We start from the raw sequence: 18,638 nt of genomic DNA on the forward strand, positions 1-18,638 counted from the left end.
CTGCGGCACGCTGCGATCTTTTGACCTGGGCTTTTTCAAGATCAAAAGATCGCAGCGTGCCGCAGCTCCTACAAGTGTTTCAGTGCACCTATCACGAATAATTTTCCAAAATTTATCTTGCGCGCAAAATATTTGCGCTATACATTTGCCTCGTACTTACTTAGCGCGCAAACAATTAGCGCAAACCATGACACCCAAAGAGGCTCACATCATGCAAACGCTCTACACCGCAATCGCAACCTCCACCGGCGGCCGTGATGGTCGTGCGATCTCCAGCGACAATATTCTCGACGTCAAACTCGCCACCCCCAAAGAACTCGGCGGTGCTGGCGGCGCGGCGACCAACCCTGAGCAGCTGTTCGCAGCCGGTTACTCGGCCTGCTTCATCGGCGCGCTGAAATTCGTTGCCAGTCAGACTCAACGCAAAATCCCCGACAACGCCTCGATCACCGCCCACGTCGGCATTGGTCAAATCCCCGGCGGCTTTGGTCTGGACATCGATCTGCATATCAGCCTGCCTGGCCTGGAACAAGCCGACGCGCAATCACTGGTCGACGCCGCTCACCAGGTTTGCCCGTACTCCAACGCCACCCGTGGCAACGTCGACGTACGCCTGCACGTCACTGTCTGAACAAAGCAAAAGATCGCAGCCTGCGGCAGCTCCTACAGGGGTACATATGTAGGAGCTGCCGCAGGCTGCGATCTTTTGATCTTACTGACAGGCACAAAAAAGCCCGACTCAATGGTCGGGCTTTTTCTTTCCGCAAAAAGCAGTGCTTATTTAGCACGGCCTTTGTAGGAACCGCCTTCGCGGGTGTCGATTTCGATCTTGTCACCGATTTCGATGAAGTCAGCAACCTGCAGCTCAGTACCGTTGGCCAGTTTGGCTGGCTTCATGACTTTGCCCGAAGTGTCGCCGCGAGCCGAACCTTCGGTGTAGTCAACTACACGTACGATGGTGGTCGGCAGCTCTACGGAAACCAGACGCTCTTCGAAGAAGATCGCTTCGCAAACATCGGTCATGCCTTCTTCAACGAAAGGCAGAACGGCTTCGATGTCTTCAGCGTTCAGCTCGTACATGGTGTAGTCGGTGGTGTCCATGAACGTGTAGGTGTCGCCGCTGATGAAGGACAGGGTCGCTTCTTTGCGGTCGAGGATTACGTCGTCCAGTTTGTCGTCAGCGCTGTAAACGATCTCGGTCTTGTAACCGGTCAGCAGGTTTTTCAGCTTGGTCTTCATGATCGCGCTGTTACGGCCCGATTTGGTGAATTCAGCTTTCTGAACCAGCCAAGGATCGTTTTCGAGACGGATCACGGTACCGGGTTTCAGTTCTTTACCAGTTTTCATTGCGAATATCCGAATTTGGATGGGATTTACAAAAATCTAGGCCGCGTATCATATCCAATTTAGGTAAAACTGTACCAGCGCTGCGGCAAGATCGGCCTGCAAGCCTTGTTCCAGACACCATTTTTCGGCATTTTCCTGCAGTTCCGGCCAGTGTTTGCAGCTTGCCAACCAGTGTTCACCGATCGGTTGCCCGGCACTCCAGGCTCGCCAAAGACCGTTCATCGCCTCAGCGGCGGCCGGCGAAAGGCCTTTGGTGTACAGCGCCAAAAAGGCGTCGAGCTTGTCCAGGTGGATGTCTTCGTCCTGCTGATAGATGTGCCAGAGCATCGGTCGCCCCGCCCATTGCGCGCGAACGAAAGAATCCTCGCCGCGCACGGCGTTGAAATCGCAGCACCACAACAGGTGATCATATTGATCCTGTCGGACGAACGGCAGCACCTGCACGGTCAATGACTGCCGTACATGGATCGCACCGACCGTCAGGGTTTCAACCCCGAGCCAGTGCGCAACATCGCCAAGAATGCGCCCTTCCGGCACCAACAGATGAGTCGGCGTGGCGTCCGCTGCCAATACGTCCAGCCAACTGGCCAGCCCGGCATTCTCGTAGGCAAATAACGAAATCAGCTGTGCCTCAGGCGCGCGATCAATGCCTAGGCCTTGCAGGAATTTTCGCTGCGCCTCGGGGTCCTGCTGAAACTGCTGACGCTGTTCAAGCAATCCACGCTCACGCAGCAAGCCGCCAGTACCGGGCTGGAAGCCGGGGAAAAAGAAGATCTTCTGCACCGATTTGTATTTCACCGATGGCAGACCGTGGCAGCCGATGACCCAGTCCTCGGCGCTGAGGTAGTCGAGGTTCATCCATAACGGTGGCTTTTCGCGCGCGGCCATGGCGTCCATGTAATCACTGGGCAACTGACAGGCAAACGCAGCGATGACCACATCCGCCGCGTCAGTCTGTGTCCACTCACTCGGCCAGAGGCGAACTTCGACGCCCTGCTGCGATTGCTGCGCAGCGTTGACGTCGATGTCCGGGCAGATCCGTTCGAACGCACGCAGGTCATCGACCCACAGGCGCACCGCCAAAGAGTGCTCGGCGACCAGTTGCCGGGCCAGGCGCCAAGTCACGCCGATGTCGCCATAGTTGTCGACCACGGTGCAGAAAATATCCCAGCGGGTGTTCACTTCCGGCATTCAAGACTCCCGTTGGCAAAAGCCGTAATTGTCCGCATAAATCACCTCGCGCAGAAGAGCCGACGGCGATTAATCTTCGTGCGACAATCGCCACTTGCCCGCAATCATCCGCCAGGAGGCAGCCATGCCCTATCGTCTCAACCCGCGTCGCCCCTTGCCTGTTCAGCTTAGCGCGCTGCACCTGACCGGCAGTATTGCCTTGGGCCTGTGGCTGGGGTTTCTCGCCATTGCGCTGACCTGCTGGCTGCTGTCGCGTTTTCTGTTCACCGAACAGTTGGCACCGGTTGCTCAGGCGGTGCAGCAATTGGCCAAGCCGCCGGTGACCGTCCAGGTGCAACCAGATATCCCGCCGCAAAGTCCGCTGTTCGACCAGTACGAAGAAAACCTGCGCAAGAACGAACAGCAGGTTCGACTCGATCAAGCGCGCAGCAGCTCGCGAAATCAGTCCAACCCTAAATGCCAGTTCTGGCTGCAACAGGATCAGACCGCCCCGAGCGAAAAGAGCCGCGCCAACGTCCTACAATTCTGCGATTGATCATGAACAAGCACACGGTTCACCAACTGATTATCGACAAGCTGCGCGTTGACCTCGACATCGCCGAACGCGCCGCGCAAACCGCCTACGAAACCGCGACTCACGAAGAGAACATCGCCGAAAACAAGTACGACACGCTGGGGCTTGAGGCGTCTTATCTGGCTGCGGGTCAGGCAAAACGCGTCGAGGAAATTCGTCAGTCACTGGCGCTGTGCCAGAACTTGACGCTGCGCGCCTATGACGAAAACCGTGGAATCGAGATCGGCGCCCTGCTCGGTCTGGAAGACGAAAAGGGTCGCGAGCAATGGCTGTTTCTGGCGCCGGATGCGGCCGGCCTGAAAGTCGATGTGGTGGGTCAGCCGATTACCGTCATCACCCCGCGCTCGCCACTGGGTAAAAGCCTGCTGGGCAAGTTCGAAGGCGATGAGGTGGAGATTCTGGTGGCAGGCACCCGGCAACAATTTGCTGTCACCGAGGTGCTTTAAAAGGGTTGCTTAGTGAACGGGCAGTTCGACGCCGTCGAACAGCTCTTCCAGCTCTTGCTTGTTGTGGCACTGAATGGCTTTGGCCATGACTTCGCGGGTCAGGTGCGGCGCAAACTTCTCGATGAAGTCGCACATGAAACCGCGCAGGAACGTACCGCGACGGAAACCGATCTTGGTGATGCTCGATTCGAACAATTCGCTGGCATCCAGTACCACCAGATCGCTGTCGAGTTTGCTGTCGACCGCCATTTTCGCCACGATGCCCACGCCCAGACCCAGGCGCACGTAGGTTTTGATCACGTCGGCGTCGGCCGCAGTGAACACCACTTTCGGCGTCAGGCCACGATGGCTGAACGCTTCGTCGAGTTTCGAACGGCCGGTGAAACCGAACACGTAAGTCACGATCGGGTATTCAGCCAGCGCTTCGAGGGTCAGCTTCGGCAGTTTGGTCAGCGGGTGACCTTGCGGCACGACTACGCAGCGGTTCCAGCGGTAGCACGGCATCATCACCAGATCGCCGAACAGCTCCAGTGCTTCAGTGGCGATCGCAAAATCGACGGTGCCGTCTGCGGCCATCTCGGCGATCTGCATCGGCGAACCCTGGTGCATGTGCAGCGCCACGTCCGGGTATTGCTTGATGAAGTTGCTGATCACCGGCGGCAGGGCATAACGCGCTTGGGTGTGCGTGGTGGCAATCGACAGGGTGCCCTTCTTCTCGTTGGAGAATTCCTGGGCGATCTGCTTGATGCTTTCTACCTTGCGCAGAATCTCACCGGCAGTGGTGATGATGCGCTCGCCGGCCGGGGTGACGCGGGTCAGGTGCTTGCCGCTGCGGGCAAACACTTCAACGCCGAGTTCGTCTTCCAGCAAGCGGATTTGTTTACTGATGCCCGGTTGCGAGGTGTACAGGCTTTGGGCTGTAGCGGAAACGTTGAGGTCGTGGTGCGCCACTTCCCAGATGTAGCGCAATTGTTGAAGCTTCATATGTATCCCTCAAAGCAGGTAGACGCCACGGGCATCAGCGACGGTATATAACTATATTAATGGTTTGAAGAATAAATCTAGAACTTTTTTATCAAAGTGCCATTATTCCCGCTTCAGCGATCCTCCCGCCGCCGGCGCTCCACCAATGGCACCAGATAAACCGGCACCTTGGCCAACTGCAGAACCCGAGCCGCCGTGCGCCCCAACGGCGTTTCCGCGCCCACCCCGTGACTGTGGCTACCTACGATCAGCAAATCGACCGAGAGTTTCTGCGCCTGGTCGAGAATCACCTGCGACGGATCGCCCTGCAGCACGCGCACCGCGCGAATGCGTTGCAGATCCTGCTCGCCGTCCTCGCCCAATTCTTCACGAAAGCTTTCCAGCACCCGCTGTTCAATATTGGCGATGACTGTTTTCAGACCCTGGCTGTGAAAATCGTTCAATGCCTGCTCGTCGAGATAGCTCTGCAACACCGATTCGGCGAACAGCCCCATCGGTTCTACCGCGTGCACCACATACAAGTCGGCATTGAACGTTCGCGCCAACGCCAGGGCATGCTGCATCACTAACGGTGCGTACAGACCGAGGTCAGTGGCATACAGCATCGAACGAATCATATGACCTCCTCGCAAGCCAACAATGGCGGAGATTTGATTCAGCTTAGCAGTGCCTTGGCGAGTACGACGTGCGGTGCAACGTCTTGAACCGTTTGGGCTTTAGACCGACGGTTCGTTGCTGATGCCGTGCGGCACATGGCCGGTGGCAACCACTTCGCGGGCGAGTTCGCAATGCCCGGCCTGATCGTCGAAGAACACGTCGGCTGCGAATGCTTCGAGAAACGCCGATTTGGTCAGACCGCCGAGAAACAGTGATTCGTCGAGACGGATATCCCACTCGCGCAAGGTGCGGATCACCCGTTCATGCGCAGGTGCCGAACGTGCGGTGACCAGCGCGGTGCGGATCGGGCAATCGTCGTCGGGAAACTCGCGCTGCAGCAGATTGAGCGCTGCCAGAAAGCCCTTGAACGGCCCGCCACGCAGCGGTTCGCGTGCAGATTCACGCTCCTTGGCCTGAAACGCTTCGAGCCCGCCGGATTGATAGACGCGCTCCGACTCGTCGGAAAAAATCACCGCGTCACCGTCGAAGGCGATGCGCAATTCGTCGCTGGCCGCACGGCTGGCGCCACCGGACAGAATGGTCGCTGCGGCAAAACCGGCGTCCAGCGCCGCACGTACGTCTTCGGCATGGGTCGACAGAAACAGATCACAACCAAACGCTTTCAGATACGGGTACGGGCTGCGCCCGCCGACAAACGCCGCGCGGGAAATCGCCAGCCCGTAATGGTGAATCGAGTTGAACACGCGCAGCCCGGTATCGGCGCTATTGCGCGACACCAGAATCACCTCGACCCGCGCGCGGCCGAGGCGGCTGTTGAGTTTCAGGAGTTTTTCCACCAGCGGGAAGGCATCGCCGGGCGCCAAAATCTCGTCTTCGTGCTCGATCTGATATTGCCTATAGGCTTCGACGCCGCTCGACAGGTACACCTTGTGACTCTCGCTCAGGTCGAACAAGGCGCGCGACGAAATCGCCAGCACCAGTTTGTCATCGATGTTCTTGGCCATGCATTCCCCCAAAGCGACCGGCTTAAACGTTGCGTCGGTCGATAAAACGTAAAGTGCGATACAGCGCTTCGATGCGCGGCAACTGACAACCCGCCGCTTTTGCTGCCGCCAGTGGTCGAGCGTAGATTGCGTCCAGCTCCAGCGGTCGCTTATGTAGAAAGTCGTGGTACATGCTCGGCCAGTAGTCGGGCATTTTCTCGGTCATCGTGAACAGGAAATCGGCATAACCGGCCGGCACCTCCAAGCCACACGCCTTGGCACCCTGCACGACCTCAGCCATCAACGCCTGAATCAGCGCGCGACTGTCGCCATCGGCCATCAGCGGCGTGGTACCCGCACCGAGGAGCACCGACAGGCCGTTATAGGGAATATTCCAGACCAGTTTCTGCCAGCGCGCCTGATGCAGATTGGGCATTGCCTGCGAATCGAGACCGGCGGCGCGGAACAGGCCAGCGCCTTCTTCAACGATGGCCATGCGCGCCACTTCATCAAGCGCCGGACCGCTGTGATAGCCGACGTTCACCGCCCCCAGGGCTTGATGGGTTATCAGCCCGGGCTCCTCGCGATGCACACAGATCAGACACAAGCCGCCGAGCAGATGGAGGGAATCGGGAAGCAGTTCACGCAGGCTGTCTTCGACATCAAGACCGTTTTGCAGAACCAGCACTTTCGCATCAGCCTTGGCCGCCTGAACGATTGCAGGCGCGAGGCCAGCGTTGCTGGTGGTTTTCGCGCCGACCAGCAGCCAGTCACACTTGGGCATGTCCTCGGCCGCTGAATAGGCTTGCACCGGATTCAGCGTCAGTTGACCGTGCACCGCACTGTTCACCTGCAACCCGCGCTCGGCGACTGCCGAAAACTCGCTGCGCAACAGAAAGTGCACATCGAACCCGGCACGCGCCAGCATCAATCCGTAGAAACCACCAATTGCGCCGGTGCCAATAATCCCCACTTTCGGTTTATCAAAGCCTGGTTTATCCACTGTCCCGATCATGGCAACTCCTCTGCAATTCGACCCAGTGCCTGCGCCAACGCCGCGTTCAGCGCATCGGCCGTCAGGCGCGTGTGCAATGCCCCAAAGAACTCACCGTCGCGCACCACAAACAGCGCCGGCAAATGAAAGACCTGATAACGCTCGACCAACCCGCCGTTGTCACCGGCATCGATCCAGCACAGGCGATCGATGGCCAGTTCGAGCCCCGGCAACACTTCGCGGGCATAACGGCAACTGGCGCAGCCGACACTGGTGAAAATCACCAACGAAACGCCGCTCATCGCCAACAGCCGTTGGTCGGCGTCGAAATCGGTCAGTTCGGATTCGACCACTATACTGGGGGAAACAATGTCAAATGGCCGACACAGGGAGTCTGTGCTCATGGGACGTTTCATTCCTCATCCGGACGAGGTGCCGGTTGAATTAACCTTGCTCAAGCCTGAGTGTATTTCCAGGCAACAGCTGCACACTATCAGCCTCGGCGGCATCGCTTGCAATTACCACCGTGCCTGGCGCCATGGCACGGCGCTGCAAGTGCGCATGCCGACACTCAATGCCGACATCTGTTATCCGGGCTATGTGGCGTGGTGCCTGCGGCGCAAAAAGGGTTATCTGGTGGGGATCGCATTTACCGATGAACAGACGCTGTTCAGCGCGCGAATGGGTGAGCAGGTGTGTCAGATCGAGCGCTACTGCCGTCTGCATGAAACCCACGATGACCTGCAGGAAATTCAGGCAGTGGCCCTGCAATGGGTCGAGCAACACGCCGACGAGTTCTCCCACGATAGCGTGCGCAAGGCTTTTGCGCAGCCAGCGCTGGACTAAAGCACCTTTTGCCCATTGTCTAGCAGGCGCTTTACGCGCTAAGGTTCCGCTCCCCGACGCGCTTAAATCTGCTGTGCTCCGCCGCGCGGGGATCGCTGGCGGCCGGCACCCGTGACCTGACGAGTAAACGATGGCTGATTTACCGATCAACGACCTAAACGTCGCCTCTAACGAGACCCTGATCACTCCTGATCAGCTCAAGCGTGATATCCCTCTGAGCGACGCCGCCCTGCGCACCGTCACCAAGGGCCGCGAAGTCATTCGCAACATTCTTGATGGCACTGACCACCGTCTGTTCGTAGTGATCGGCCCGTGCTCGATCCACGACATCAAGGCTGCCCACGAATACGCCGATCGCCTGAAGGTGCTGGCGGAGGAAGTCTCCGACACCCTGTATCTGGTCATGCGCGTGTATTTCGAGAAGCCACGCACCACCGTCGGCTGGAAAGGCCTGATCAACGATCCATACCTGGACGACTCGTTCAAGATTCAGGACGGCCTGCACATCGGTCGCCAGTTGCTGCTGGATCTGGCCGAAAAAGGCCTGCCAACCGCCACCGAAGCCCTCGACCCGATCTCCCCGCAGTATCTGCAGGATCTGATCAGCTGGTCGGCCATCGGCGCGCGCACGACCGAATCGCAGACTCACCGTGAAATGGCCTCTGGCCTGTCCTCGGCGGTCGGCTTCAAGAACGGCACCGACGGCGGCCTGACCGTGGCGATCAACGCCCTGCAGTCGGTCTCCAGCCCGCACCGTTTCCTCGGCATCAACCAGGAAGGTGGCGTGTCGATCGTCACCACCAAAGGCAACGCCTACGGTCACGTGGTGCTGCGCGGCGGTAACGGCAAGCCGAACTACGATTCCGTCAGCGTCGCCCTGTGCGAGCAGGCGCTGAACAAGGCCAAAATCAAGCCGAACATCATGGTCGATTGCAGCCACGCCAACTCCAACAAGGACCCGGCCCTCCAACCGCTGGTGATGGAAAACGTCGCCAACCAGATCCTCGAAGGCAACCAGTCGATCATCGGCCTGATGGTTGAAAGTCACTTGAACTGGGGCTGCCAGGCGATTCCCAAAGACCTCGCCGACCTGCAATACGGCGTGTCGATCACCGATGCCTGCATCGACTGGTCTGCCACCGAGAACACCTTGCGCAGCATGCACGCCAAGCTCAAGGATGTTCTGCCGAAACGTCAGCGCAACTGATTCAGCGTTTCGCAGGCATAAAAAAACGCCGGGCATTGCCCGGCGTTTTTGTGTGTGCGGTTCAGATCTTCGCGGCGCGGCGCTGATGACGCTCCATGTAGCGCTCGACGTAGGAGCACGACGGGATCACCGTGTAGCCCATTTCTTCGGCGTACTGCAGCGCGCTTTCGGTCAGCGCAGCGGCAATGCCACGCCCGCGCAGGGCGTTGGGCACAAACGTGCGGTAAATATCCAGGGTCTGTTTCCCCAGATCCATATAGGTCAGGTAGGCACGATGACCGTCCACATTGGTCTCGAACTGATGACCAGCCTGGTCATGGTGGATGGACAACGCCTCGCTCATCACTACTCCTCGCGGGTCTTGGATTCTGACCCCTACCTTACCGATGTTTTTCCGGCGAAGGAACATCTACGCCACCCCGTGCCTGTTGGACACCGAGAAGAGCCACACCGATCTCGCGCAACCGAGCACCTGATAAATAGTAGGCACCATTGGCAAAAATGCTCAAGGTGCGCTCGTCATCAAGCCGGTTGACGGGGGTTGCTCCGATGGACGCAGGGGTGGTTGGGGAGAAGATCTTCCCAAGCCGCTCACCTGAACATTGCCGGATGTTGAGACTTAAGACGTGCAACCTTTTTTAAAGTCACCTCAACATGGACAAAAGATAAGCGAAGCAGCACGCAAAATCGGAACAAAAGTGTGGACGAATTCATCTAGAAAGACTTTAGCCAAGACTGCAAAAACAGCACACCGTAACGGGAACTTTTTCTGATTAACTCGCTCAGTGCGGGGCTTGCAGCTGGATATTTTTTATACAGTGCAGTTAAAAGTTGCTCGAAAAAGAATCAGCGCCTACAATTTTTTTTGCTTCTTGCGCTACGTCAGTTTACTTACTACAAGTAATGGGTAGTATGTACGCCGGCTATTTCCTCAATCGTGAGGAGACAGCCACTTAATTTGAAAGTCCTTGAAGGGGAACACGATGAACAACGTTCTGAAATTCTCTGCTCTGGCTCTGGCCGCAGTTCTGGCTACCGGTTGCAGCAGCGCATCGAAAGAAACCGAAGCACGTCTGACCGCTACTGAAGACGCAGCTGCTCGCTCCCAGGCTCGTGCAGACGAAGCTTACCGTAAAGCTGATGAAGCTCTGGCTGCTGCTCAAAAAGCACAACAGACTGCTGACGAAGCTAACGAGCGTGCTCTGCGCATGCTGGACAAAGCTAGCCGCAAGTAATAATCCCTCGGGATTGTTATCAAGCCGATCCGATGTCTGGGTCGGCTTTTTTGTGCCCGATGCTTTTGTCCAGGCAATAAAAAACCCGCCGGCGCGTGAAGCGTCGGCGGGTTTTTTATTGCCTTATTGCTGCAAATCGATTGGCGCACTCGAAACAATCGGTGCCGAGGTAGTCGGCGTGCCGATTTCCGTAGGCAGGCCATCTTCAGCTGCCACCACATCGCGCACCACATCCCAGTTCATGCGCAGGTTGTTGGTGACGTCTTCACGCTTGAGCATCGCGTTGATCACTGCAGTGTGCTTGTCGACTACCGACGGGTTGCCCTTGTCGTCGATCGGCGTGTGCGCTTCCAGATAAACCTTGCCGCCACTGCGACCGAACTTGTAGGCGTCGTTGAGGATGCGCACCGATGTGCCGACCGGCACCATGCTGGCCATCTCCAGCACATTGTTGTTGAACATGCGGAAGCAGCCGTGGCTGGTGCGCATGCCGATCCCGAATTTCTTGTTCGAACCGTGGATCAGATAACCCGGCGTGCCCAGCGTGAACTTGAACGGGCCCAATGGATTGTCCGGGCCGGCCGGCACTACGTTTGGCAGCGGATCACCATCGGCGGCGTGTTCAGCCTTGATCGATGCGGGCGGCGTCCAGGTCGGATTTGGCGTCTTGGCGATGATCGAGGTGTGGGCGATCGGCGAACCCCAACCTTCACGACCGATACCCAGCGGGAACGTGTAAACCACGTTCTTGCCTTTCGGGAAGTAGTAGAGGCGGTACTCGGCGAGGTTGATCACGATGCCTTCGCGCGGGCCCGGCGGCAGAATAAAGCGGGTCGGCAAGACGATTTCAGTGCCGGCGCCCGGCAACCAGGCATCGACGCCCGGGTTGGCCGCGACCATTTCCGAATAACCCAGATCGTAGGTCGTGCCCAGATCGGCGAAGGTGTCTTCGTACTTGGCCTTGATCACCTGGACCTGGCCGATGATGTCTTCACCGGGCGGTGGCAGGGGGAACTCCAATGCAGCAACGGGACCGGCCACACACAGGGCGGCAAGTGACAGGCAGCGGGTGACGGCAGGAAAGCGCGGCAACATCCGGAAAATCCTTCGCATGATCAACAAGGGTATAAGAGCGCGATTGTACACCGCACTTTGAATATTCGGGGAGCCACGCCGATGGACCGTGCTGAATGCGAAAAGATCGCAGCCTTCGGCAGCTCCTACAGGATTACGCGAACCCATGTAGGAGCTGCCGAAGGCTCGGGCCGCGATCGGACGATCTTTTGACCTTAAAGCTCGAATCGCAGCTCAGGCCAGATCGGCGAGGTGCCGCGCTTCTGCGATTCCAGAATCGCCCGGCACAGCGAACACAAGCGCTGATCCTGGAACACCCGGCGATCAACGCTCGACCAGCGCGGTTGCGCCGGGAGCAAGCCGCCGCACAGGGTGCGATCAGCCGAACCACCGAGTTCGAGTTGCCGGGTCACCAGATGCACCCGCACTTCCTGACAGGCGAACAGATCCAGCTGCTCGTCAGGCTCGATCAGTTGGTAGGCAAACAGGGACCAGGCAGAACGCGACATCGGGGGCTCCAAATAAGGGGGCGCCACATTAGCCGAAAGCCTGCCCTTAGAAAAGCCTCATAACAGCGGTTTTAGCGTCGGCCAGACATTTTCCAGCAACTTGCCCTGAGCCCCGGCTGCCGGGTGCAGTCCATCGGCCTGCATCAAGTCCGGATGACCGCCGACGCCGTCGAGGAAAAACGGTACCAGCGGGATCTTTTTATCGTCGGCGAGTTTGCCGTAGACCTCAGCGAAAGCATCGGTGTAGCGCTTGCCGTAATTGGGCGGCAGTTGCATGCCGAGCAGCAGGACCTTGGCGCCGCTCTGACGGGAGCTGTCGATCATCAAGGCAAGATTTTGTTGCAATTGAGTTGGCGGCATTCCGCGCAAGCCATCGTTGCCACCCAGTTCAAGGATCACCAGCGCCGGTTTATGCTCTGCAAGCAGCGCCGGCAGCCGCGCCTGGCCTCCGGCACTGGTGTCGCCGCTGATCGAGGCGTTGACCACTTTATCGTCGAAACCCTCCTGTTTGAGCCGTTGCTCCAGCAACGACACCCACCCCAAGCGGGTATCCAGGCCGAAACCGGCGCTGATACTATCGCCAACGATCAGGACAGTACCCGCCGCTGCGTTCTGGGCCATGCACATGACGGCCAGGCCAGCACTCAAAAACCATACACGCATCGGATTCTCCATGGGCGCAAGCATTCTCACCGCGAAGAACCTCAGCAAAGTGGTTCCCAGCGCGGAAGGTGAACTGACTATCCTGCACGAACTCAGCCTGGAACTGAACAAGGGCGACAGCCTGGCCATTGTAGGCGCGTCCGGTTCCGGCAAATCCACCCTCCTCGGCCTGCTCGCCGGCCTCGACCTGCCGAGCAGTGGCGAAGTCATCCTCGCCGGACAGAGCCTGAGCAATCTCGATGAAGACCAGCGCGCGCGCATTCGTGCCGAGCACGTCGGTTTCGTCTTTCAATCGTTTCAACTGCTCGACAGCCTCAATGCGCTGGAAAACGTCATGCTGCCGCTGGAGCTTGATGGCCGCAAAGACGCGCGCGAGCGTGCGACGGAACTGCTTCAGCGCGTCGGCCTCGGCCAGCGCCTGACGCACTCGCCGCGTCAGCTCTCCGGTGGCGAACAGCAACGCGTGGCAATTGCCCGCGCCTTTGCCGCCGAGCCCGATGTGCTGTTTGCGGATGAGCCCACCGGCAACCTCGACAGCCACACCGGCGAGCGCATCAGCGACTTGCTCTTCGAATTGAACAAGGAACGCGGCACCACCCTGGTGCTGGTGACCCACGACGAACGCCTGGCCCATCGCTGCCGGCGCCTGATCCGTCTTGAAGCCGGGCTGTTGGTCGCCCCTCTGGAGCCTTGATGGCACGCCTGCCGCTGTTGCGTCTGTTCAGTCTCGCCATTCGCCAACTGCTGCGCGATGCCCGCGCCGGGGAATTGCGGGTGTTGTTCTTCGCGTTGGTCGTGGCGGTGGCGGCGAGTACCGCCATCGGTTACTTCGGCGCCCGCCTCAACGGCGCGATGATGTTGCGCGCCACTGAGTTTCTCGGCGCCGATCTGGTCCTTGAAGGCAGCTCGCCGACCCGCGAAGAACAAATCAAGAGCGGCACCGAGTTGCGCCTGCAGCATGCACAGGTGGTGGAGTTCTCCAGCGTCATTGCCACTGACAATGGTATTCAGTTGTCGAGCATCAAAGCCGTCGACCGCACCTATCCGTTGCGCGGCGAACTTAAAAGCGCCCCGGCGCCCTTTGCTGCGGAAGACGTTGGCGGCGAGCCGCAACCCGGCGAAGCGTGGGTCGAAGCGCGCCTGCTGACGGCGCTCGATCTGAAGATCGGCGACAGCATCGATGTCGGCATGAAGACACTGACGCTGGCCCGCGTGCTGACTTACGAGCCGGATCGCGCCGGCAACTTCTACAGCCTGACACCGCGGGTGATGATCAACCTCGACGACCTCGCCGCCACTGGCGTGGTGCAACCCGGTAGCCGCGTGAGTTACCGCGAACTGTGGCGCGGCGAACCGCAGGCGCTGGAAACCTATCGGCAGCTGATCAAACCAGGCCTTGCAGCCAACCAGCGGATTCAGGATGCCCGCGATGGCAACCGGCAGATTGGCGGTGCGCTGGGCAAGGCCGAACGTTATCTGAACATGGCCAGTCTGGTCGCTGTGTTGTTGGCCGGTGTAGCGGTAGCGTTGTCGGCGAACCGTTTTGCCAGCCGCCGTTTTGATGCCAGTGCGCTACTGCGTTGCCTGGGATTGTCGCGGCGGGAAACCATGCTGCTGTTCAGCATTCAACTGACGGTACTCGGTTTGCTCGCTGCCCTTAGCGGTGCGCTGCTCGGCTGGCTGGCGCAATTGGGCCTGTTTGCCCTGCTGCATGATCTGTTGCCAAGCGACGTTCCAGCGGGCGGTCTGTTCCCGGCGATCGCCGGGATCGGCACCGGGCTGGTCGCACTGGCCGGATTTGCTTTGCCGCCTTTGGCAGCGTTGGGTCGTGTGCCGCCGCTGCGGGTTTTGCGTCGCGACATGTTGCCGATCCCGTCGAGCACCTGGATGGTTTACGGGGCGGCACTCGGTGCACTCGGTTTGATCATGTGGCGCCTGAGCCTGGATCTGCTGCTGACGTTCGCCTTGCTTGGCGGTGGCGTGATCGCCGCGCTGGTGCTCGGCGGCTTGCTGCTGTTGCTGCTCAATAGCCTGCGGCGAATGCTCGCCCGCGCTTCGTTGCCATGGCGGCTGGGCTTGGGTCAGTTGCTGCGTCATCCATTGGCCGCGGCGGGCCAATCGCTGGCATTCGGCCTGATCCTGTTGTCGATGGCCTTGATCGCCCTGCTGCGCGGCGAACTGCTCGACACCTGGCAAAACCAGTTGCCGAAAAACGCGCCCAACTATTTCGCCCTGAACATTCTGCCCGCAGACAAACAGGCCTTCACTGATCACCTTGTCAACGTGTCGGCTCAGGCGGCGCCGTTGTATCCGGTGGTGCCGGGGCGATTGATCAGCATCAATGGTGAAGCGGTGCAGCAAATCGTCAGCAAGGATTCCGCTGGCGACCGTGCAGTACAACGCGACCTGAGCCTGACCTGGGCCGCCGATTTGCCAGCGGGCAACAAACTGACGGCGGGCACGTGGTGGAGCGAACAACCAGTAGACGACGTTCCGGGTGTCTCGGTCGAAGGCAAAGTCGCCGAGAGCCTGAAACTGAAACTCGGCGACCACATGGTGTTCAGCGTCGGCGGGGTCAATCGTGAAGCGAGGGTCACCAGCCTGCGCGAGATCAACTGGGATAACTTCCAGCCGAACTTCTTCATGATCTTCCAGCCCGGCACCCTCAAGGACCTGCCGGCGACCTACCTGACCAGCTTCTACCTGGCGCCCGGTCACGACCAACAGATTGTCGAGCTGTCGCGCGCATTCCCGGCCGTGACCATTCTCCAGGTCGAAGCCCTGCTCGAACAACTGCGCAGCATCCTCGCCCAGGTCACCCTGGCCGTGGAATATGTGTTGTTGTTTGTGCTGGCGGCGGGAATGGCGGTGCTGTTCTCTGGCCTGCAAGCGACGCTGGATGAGCGCATCCGCCAAGGCGCGTTGCTGCGTGCGCTGGGCGCCGAGCGGCAATTGCTGATCAAGGCGCGGCGTATCGAGTTTGGTTTGCTCGGCGCAGTCAGCGGTTTGCTCGCAGCCATTGGCTCGGAAGTGGTCAGTCTGGTGCTCTATCGCTACGCCTTCGACTTGCCATGGCATCCGCATCCCTGGTTGCTGGTGCTGCCATTGATTGGCGCTGTACTGATCGGTGGTGCGGGCGTATTCGGTACGCGTCGGGCGCTCAATGCAAGTCCACTGACAGTGTTGCGCGAGGGTTGATAGACTCCAGCGGTCTTAATCACAAGAAGTTGCCATGAGCCGTTATCGCCCTCCCCGTACCGCCGGCACCGCGCTGATCACCCCTGAAGGTGAAGCGCGGATGCGTGCCGAATTCCATGAGCTGTGGCATGTGCGTCGCCCGCAGGTCACGCAATCGGTCAGCGAGGCTGCAGCGCAAGGTGACCGTTCGGAAAACGCCGAATACACCTACGGCAAAAAGATGCTGCGCGAGATCGACAGCCGCGTGCGCTTTCTGACCAAACGTCTGGAAGCGCTCAAGGTGGTCAGCGAAAAGCCCAGCGATCCGAACAAGGTCTACTTCGGCGCCTGGGTGACCATCGAGGACGAAGACGGCAAGCAATCGCGCTACCGCATCGTCGGCCCCGATGAACTGGATCTTAAACTGGGTTTGATCAGCATCGATTCACCGCTGGCCCGCGCCTTGATCGGCAAGGCGCTGGACGCTGAAGTACGGGTGCAGACGCCGACTGGCGAGCAATTCGTCTACATCGTCGCAATCGAATACCTCTGACACCGTCAGCGGCGGGTGATCAGACCTTGCCGCGCCACGCGGGTCAGCTGCTTGATCATTTCCGGGGCATCTTCCGTGCTTGGCGCCTGAATCACCGCCAGATCAAAGCTGTCACTGGCAAACCGCGCCAGTGACTCGCCGTCTTCAACGAACTGGATCAGGAACGCGGCAGGGCCGCCACTGCGACGTGGCCAGCCATCGAGATAACGCAACAGCGTCGGCTGATGTTTGCCGCCAAGCAGGATTTTCGGGTTGCGTTGAGTGATATGCGCAGTGATCGGCGCGGGACGTGCAGGAGGGCGTAGTGCATTCATTGGTCGTGTCTCTGCCTCAAAAGTCTGCATGGCAGGTGAGAGGCAACACCGAACCAGCGCTTTAGCGGTATTTCGAAGCCCTGTTCCGGCTTCTGACGGCAACTGATTGAGTCACCTGGCGCCCCGCAAGTAGCTGTTTAAATCGGCGCATGACCACATGCTAGATAACGTGACCGTACAGTGTCAAGAATCAGAAGCTATAAGCGCTGTCACCACTGCAAGGTGATACGGCTTTCGAATTCACGCGCCTCGCCAGTGACTGGATCAATGAAGCGCAGGCCCTGCGCCAACAGTTTCAGCGGATTGGCGTAATCATCCTCAACGTCTCTCAACACGTCCGGGTAAAACGGGTCGTTGCAAATGCTCGCGCCCAACGCCGTCATGTGCACACGCAGTTGATGCTTTTTACCGGTGACCGGGTACAAGCCATAGCGCCACAGGTCGCCATTTTTCTCGCGAACTTCCACGGCGGTTTCGGTATTACTGACGCCCGGCCCTTCCTGCATGCGGAAAAACGGTTCGCCATCGACCAGGCGGCTCTTGTGTACCAAAGGAAAATTCAGATCAGGCAGTGCAGGCGCGATCGCCTCGTAGCGCTTGTCGATCTGCCGGGTCGGGAACAGTGACTGATACGCCGAACGGGTTTGCGGATTGGCCGAAAAGATCACCAGCCCGGCGGTGTGCCGGTCGATGCGGTGCAACGGCACCAAATGTGGATTGTCCAGACGCCGGATCAAACGGCGCAGCAACGTCTGTTCGACGTACTCGCCGGCCGGCGTCACCGGCAGGAAATGCGGTTTGTCCGCGACCACCAGATGCTCATCGGCATAAAGAATCGACTCGACCACCGGAATCGGTTTCTCGTCCGGCACTTCACGGAAGTAGTGAATGCGCAGGCCTTCCTTGTACGGCAGATCCACCGTGATCGGCTGACCATTGCCGTCCAGCACGCGACCACGAGCGATACGATCCAGCCACTGCTCGCGGCTGATGGCCCGGAAGTGCTCGCACAGGCAATCAAGCACTGTCTGCCAGGAGCCCGGTGGCAGATACAGGGTGCTGGCCTGATTGTGTGCCGCGGAAAATGTAGATGTGGACATACGAAAACTCTAACCCTCAATGCAGGCTGGCATTATCCAACACTGGGGGAAACGAACCTAGCGCAGAATCCTCAGGCCGGAATCGACTTGAGCGCCGCCGCCTCAGTGAATTCCTTGAGCCAGCGCAACACCTCGACCGCCTCCCAACGACCCGGGTCATACAAGGCGTAGAGCAATCCTTGATAACCGACGACGTCGAGTTGCTTGTGATAACCGGCACGCTGAAACAGCGCCTCGATCTCGGCAAAACACGTATTGAAATGGACTTTACTGAAGGGCGTCTTGCCTTCCGTGACCAAGCCGTCGAGACGCAATTCGGTGACGGCCTCGCGCACCACGTCAACCGACATCCGGTTTACGCTGTTCTTCAATTGTTCGACATTGACCACGGTTCATCCCTCTGACGTCCGGCTCACCTGCTCCACCCTGCAAAAAACCAGGATGCTGCAGGCCTACCCAATTACTGTATGAACATACAGTAACCGAATAATCCGCAAAGTGCCAAGGAATGGATGCGCCGCCGCGACCGGCGGGATGTGGCAAAAAAACGCTTAACGAAGGAACGCCACCACCTGATCGGCATTGAACGGCCAGCCCAGTTCGGCACCGGTGTCGACGCGGCGCAACAGCGGAATGCGCAGACTATAAGCCTCGAACCACGACTCATCGTCAGCAATATCCACCAGTTCCACCAGCAGACCGTGCTCGACAAAAGGCATCAGCTCGGCTTCGGCCAATTCGCACAAATGGCATCCGAGGGTGCCGAACAGCTGACATTCAGGAGGCATGATCGCTCGACCACAAAAAGAGTGCGCCTATTCTA

The 18,638-nt window shown here is 58.9% G+C and carries 24 protein-coding genes; 9 read left to right on the forward strand and 15 right to left on the reverse strand.

Annotated features, from left to right (window positions below):
- Nucleotides 1–211: 211 nt before the first annotated feature.
- Nucleotides 212–631, forward strand: a complete 420-nt coding sequence (locus EJA70_RS14770) for an organic hydroperoxide resistance protein (protein ID WP_008079954.1) — start codon at nucleotides 212–214, stop codon at nucleotides 629–631.
- A 146-nt stretch (nucleotides 632–777) separates the two neighbouring features.
- Here the strand turns inward: EJA70_RS14770 and EJA70_RS14775 are convergent, their stop codons facing one another.
- Entirely contained in the window at nucleotides 778–1,347 is a 570-nt protein-coding gene (locus tag EJA70_RS14775; protein ID WP_007908599.1) for an elongation factor P, read from the reverse strand.
- Nucleotides 1,348–1,395: 48 nt separating this feature from the next.
- The gene (earP, locus tag EJA70_RS14780) at nucleotides 1,396–2,538 is read right to left on the reverse strand and encodes an elongation factor P maturation arginine rhamnosyltransferase EarP (RefSeq protein ID WP_158831669.1); all 1,143 of its coding nucleotides are present in this window, start codon (nucleotides 2,536–2,538) and stop codon (nucleotides 1,396–1,398) included.
- A 124-nt stretch (nucleotides 2,539–2,662) separates the two neighbouring features.
- Here earP and EJA70_RS14785 point away from each other — a divergent pair, with 124 nt between their 5' ends.
- Nucleotides 2,663–3,073 (forward strand): hypothetical protein, encoded by a 411-nt coding sequence (locus EJA70_RS14785; RefSeq protein ID WP_158831671.1) that lies wholly within the window; start codon nucleotides 2,663–2,665, stop codon nucleotides 3,071–3,073.
- Between the two features lie 2 nt (nucleotides 3,074–3,075).
- Nucleotides 3,076–3,558, forward strand: coding sequence for a GreA/GreB family elongation factor (locus EJA70_RS14790; RefSeq protein ID WP_158831673.1), 483 nt, complete (start codon nucleotides 3,076–3,078; stop codon nucleotides 3,556–3,558).
- 9 nt (nucleotides 3,559–3,567) lie between these two features.
- On the opposite strand, the gene cysB is transcribed toward EJA70_RS14790, so the two are convergent.
- From cysB to EJA70_RS14815, 5 genes are all read right to left on the reverse strand, one after another.
- Nucleotides 3,568–4,542 (reverse strand): HTH-type transcriptional regulator CysB, encoded by a 975-nt coding sequence (gene cysB, locus EJA70_RS14795; RefSeq protein ID WP_158831675.1) that lies wholly within the window; start codon nucleotides 4,540–4,542, stop codon nucleotides 3,568–3,570.
- Nucleotides 4,543–4,655: 113 nt separating this feature from the next.
- Nucleotides 4,656–5,159, reverse strand: coding sequence for a universal stress protein (locus EJA70_RS14800; RefSeq protein WP_008079946.1), 504 nt, complete (start codon nucleotides 5,157–5,159; stop codon nucleotides 4,656–4,658).
- A gap of 99 nt (nucleotides 5,160–5,258) precedes the next feature.
- Complete coding sequence (locus EJA70_RS14805; protein ID WP_008079944.1) at nucleotides 5,259–6,164, reverse strand: 5'-nucleotidase; 906 nt, start codon at nucleotides 6,162–6,164, stop codon at nucleotides 5,259–5,261.
- A gap of 22 nt (nucleotides 6,165–6,186) precedes the next feature.
- Entirely contained in the window at nucleotides 6,187–7,158 is a 972-nt protein-coding gene (locus tag EJA70_RS14810; RefSeq protein ID WP_158831677.1) for a putative 2-dehydropantoate 2-reductase, read from the reverse strand.
- Nucleotides 7,155–7,541 carry a co-chaperone YbbN gene (locus tag EJA70_RS14815; protein ID WP_045123065.1) on the reverse strand — a complete coding sequence of 129 codons (387 nt, stop codon included), beginning with the start codon at nucleotides 7,539–7,541 and terminating at the stop codon, nucleotides 7,155–7,157. The genes EJA70_RS14810 and EJA70_RS14815 overlap by 4 nt, the downstream gene beginning before the upstream one ends.
- Here EJA70_RS14815 and EJA70_RS14820 point away from each other — a divergent pair.
- Entirely contained in the window at nucleotides 7,540–7,983 is a 444-nt protein-coding gene (locus tag EJA70_RS14820) for a PilZ domain-containing protein (RefSeq protein ID WP_008079931.1), read from the forward strand. The two genes, EJA70_RS14815 and EJA70_RS14820, sit on opposite strands and share 2 nt — an antisense overlap.
- A gap of 130 nt (nucleotides 7,984–8,113) precedes the next feature.
- Nucleotides 8,114–9,190 (forward strand): 3-deoxy-7-phosphoheptulonate synthase, encoded by a 1,077-nt coding sequence (locus tag EJA70_RS14825; RefSeq protein ID WP_008079929.1) that lies wholly within the window; start codon nucleotides 8,114–8,116, stop codon nucleotides 9,188–9,190.
- Between the two features lie 61 nt (nucleotides 9,191–9,251).
- On the opposite strand, the gene EJA70_RS14830 is transcribed toward EJA70_RS14825, so the two are convergent.
- Nucleotides 9,252–9,533 (reverse strand): GNAT family N-acetyltransferase, encoded by a 282-nt coding sequence (locus EJA70_RS14830; protein WP_003226804.1) that lies wholly within the window; start codon nucleotides 9,531–9,533, stop codon nucleotides 9,252–9,254.
- A 640-nt stretch (nucleotides 9,534–10,173) separates the two neighbouring features.
- Between EJA70_RS14830 and oprI the strand changes: the two genes are divergently transcribed.
- On the forward strand, nucleotides 10,174–10,425 hold the full coding sequence (gene oprI, locus EJA70_RS14835) for an outer membrane lipoprotei OprI (protein WP_003199355.1): 252 nt from the start codon (nucleotides 10,174–10,176) through the stop codon (nucleotides 10,423–10,425).
- Nucleotides 10,426–10,548: 123 nt separating this feature from the next.
- On the opposite strand, the gene EJA70_RS14840 is transcribed toward oprI, so the two are convergent.
- The 3 genes from EJA70_RS14840 to EJA70_RS14850 all read right to left on the reverse strand — a co-directional run bounded on the left by EJA70_RS14840 (nucleotide 10,549) and on the right by EJA70_RS14850 (nucleotide 12,671).
- Complete coding sequence (locus EJA70_RS14840; RefSeq protein ID WP_008079925.1) at nucleotides 10,549–11,520, reverse strand: L,D-transpeptidase family protein; 972 nt, start codon at nucleotides 11,518–11,520, stop codon at nucleotides 10,549–10,551.
- Between the two features lie 194 nt (nucleotides 11,521–11,714).
- Nucleotides 11,715–12,008, reverse strand: a complete 294-nt coding sequence (locus EJA70_RS14845) for a hypothetical protein (protein ID WP_158831679.1) — start codon at nucleotides 12,006–12,008, stop codon at nucleotides 11,715–11,717.
- Nucleotides 12,009–12,065: 57 nt separating this feature from the next.
- Nucleotides 12,066–12,671: an arylesterase gene (locus EJA70_RS14850; RefSeq protein WP_178116864.1), complete on the reverse strand. Its 606-nt coding sequence runs from the start codon at nucleotides 12,669–12,671 to the stop codon at nucleotides 12,066–12,068.
- Nucleotides 12,672–12,681: 10 nt separating this feature from the next.
- Between EJA70_RS14850 and EJA70_RS14855 the strand changes: the two genes are divergently transcribed.
- From EJA70_RS14855 to greB, 3 genes are read left to right on the forward strand one after another with little or no spacing between them, the layout of a single operon-like run.
- Nucleotides 12,682–13,365: an ABC transporter ATP-binding protein gene (locus tag EJA70_RS14855; RefSeq protein ID WP_008079923.1), complete on the forward strand. Its 684-nt coding sequence runs from the start codon at nucleotides 12,682–12,684 to the stop codon at nucleotides 13,363–13,365.
- Nucleotides 13,365–15,869, forward strand: coding sequence for an ABC transporter permease (locus tag EJA70_RS14860; RefSeq protein ID WP_158831683.1), 2,505 nt, complete (start codon nucleotides 13,365–13,367; stop codon nucleotides 15,867–15,869). The genes EJA70_RS14855 and EJA70_RS14860 overlap by 1 nt, the downstream gene beginning before the upstream one ends.
- Before the next feature lie 34 nt (nucleotides 15,870–15,903).
- On the forward strand, nucleotides 15,904–16,401 hold the full coding sequence (gene greB / locus EJA70_RS14865; RefSeq protein ID WP_008079921.1) for a transcription elongation factor GreB: 498 nt from the start codon (nucleotides 15,904–15,906) through the stop codon (nucleotides 16,399–16,401).
- A 5-nt stretch (nucleotides 16,402–16,406) separates the two neighbouring features.
- Here the strand turns inward: greB and EJA70_RS14870 are convergent, their stop codons facing one another.
- The 4 genes from EJA70_RS14870 to EJA70_RS14885 form a co-directional block, all read right to left on the reverse strand.
- Nucleotides 16,407–16,715, reverse strand: a complete 309-nt coding sequence (locus EJA70_RS14870; RefSeq protein WP_008079920.1) for a hypothetical protein — start codon at nucleotides 16,713–16,715, stop codon at nucleotides 16,407–16,409.
- 209 nt (nucleotides 16,716–16,924) lie between these two features.
- The gene (locus tag EJA70_RS14875; protein WP_158831685.1) at nucleotides 16,925–17,815 is read right to left on the reverse strand and encodes a pseudouridine synthase; all 891 of its coding nucleotides are present in this window, start codon (nucleotides 17,813–17,815) and stop codon (nucleotides 16,925–16,927) included.
- A gap of 71 nt (nucleotides 17,816–17,886) precedes the next feature.
- Nucleotides 17,887–18,204 carry a hypothetical protein gene (locus EJA70_RS14880; RefSeq protein WP_008079918.1) on the reverse strand — a complete coding sequence of 106 codons (318 nt, stop codon included), beginning with the start codon at nucleotides 18,202–18,204 and terminating at the stop codon, nucleotides 17,887–17,889.
- Nucleotides 18,205–18,366: 162 nt separating this feature from the next.
- The gene (locus tag EJA70_RS14885) at nucleotides 18,367–18,603 is read right to left on the reverse strand and encodes a glutaredoxin family protein (RefSeq protein ID WP_008079913.1); all 237 of its coding nucleotides are present in this window, start codon (nucleotides 18,601–18,603) and stop codon (nucleotides 18,367–18,369) included.
- Nucleotides 18,604–18,638: the final 35 nt, after the last annotated feature.

The sequence above is a fragment of the Pseudomonas sp. PB103 genome, assembly GCF_009764635.1.
Classification (GTDB): domain Bacteria; phylum Pseudomonadota; class Gammaproteobacteria; order Pseudomonadales; family Pseudomonadaceae; genus Aquipseudomonas.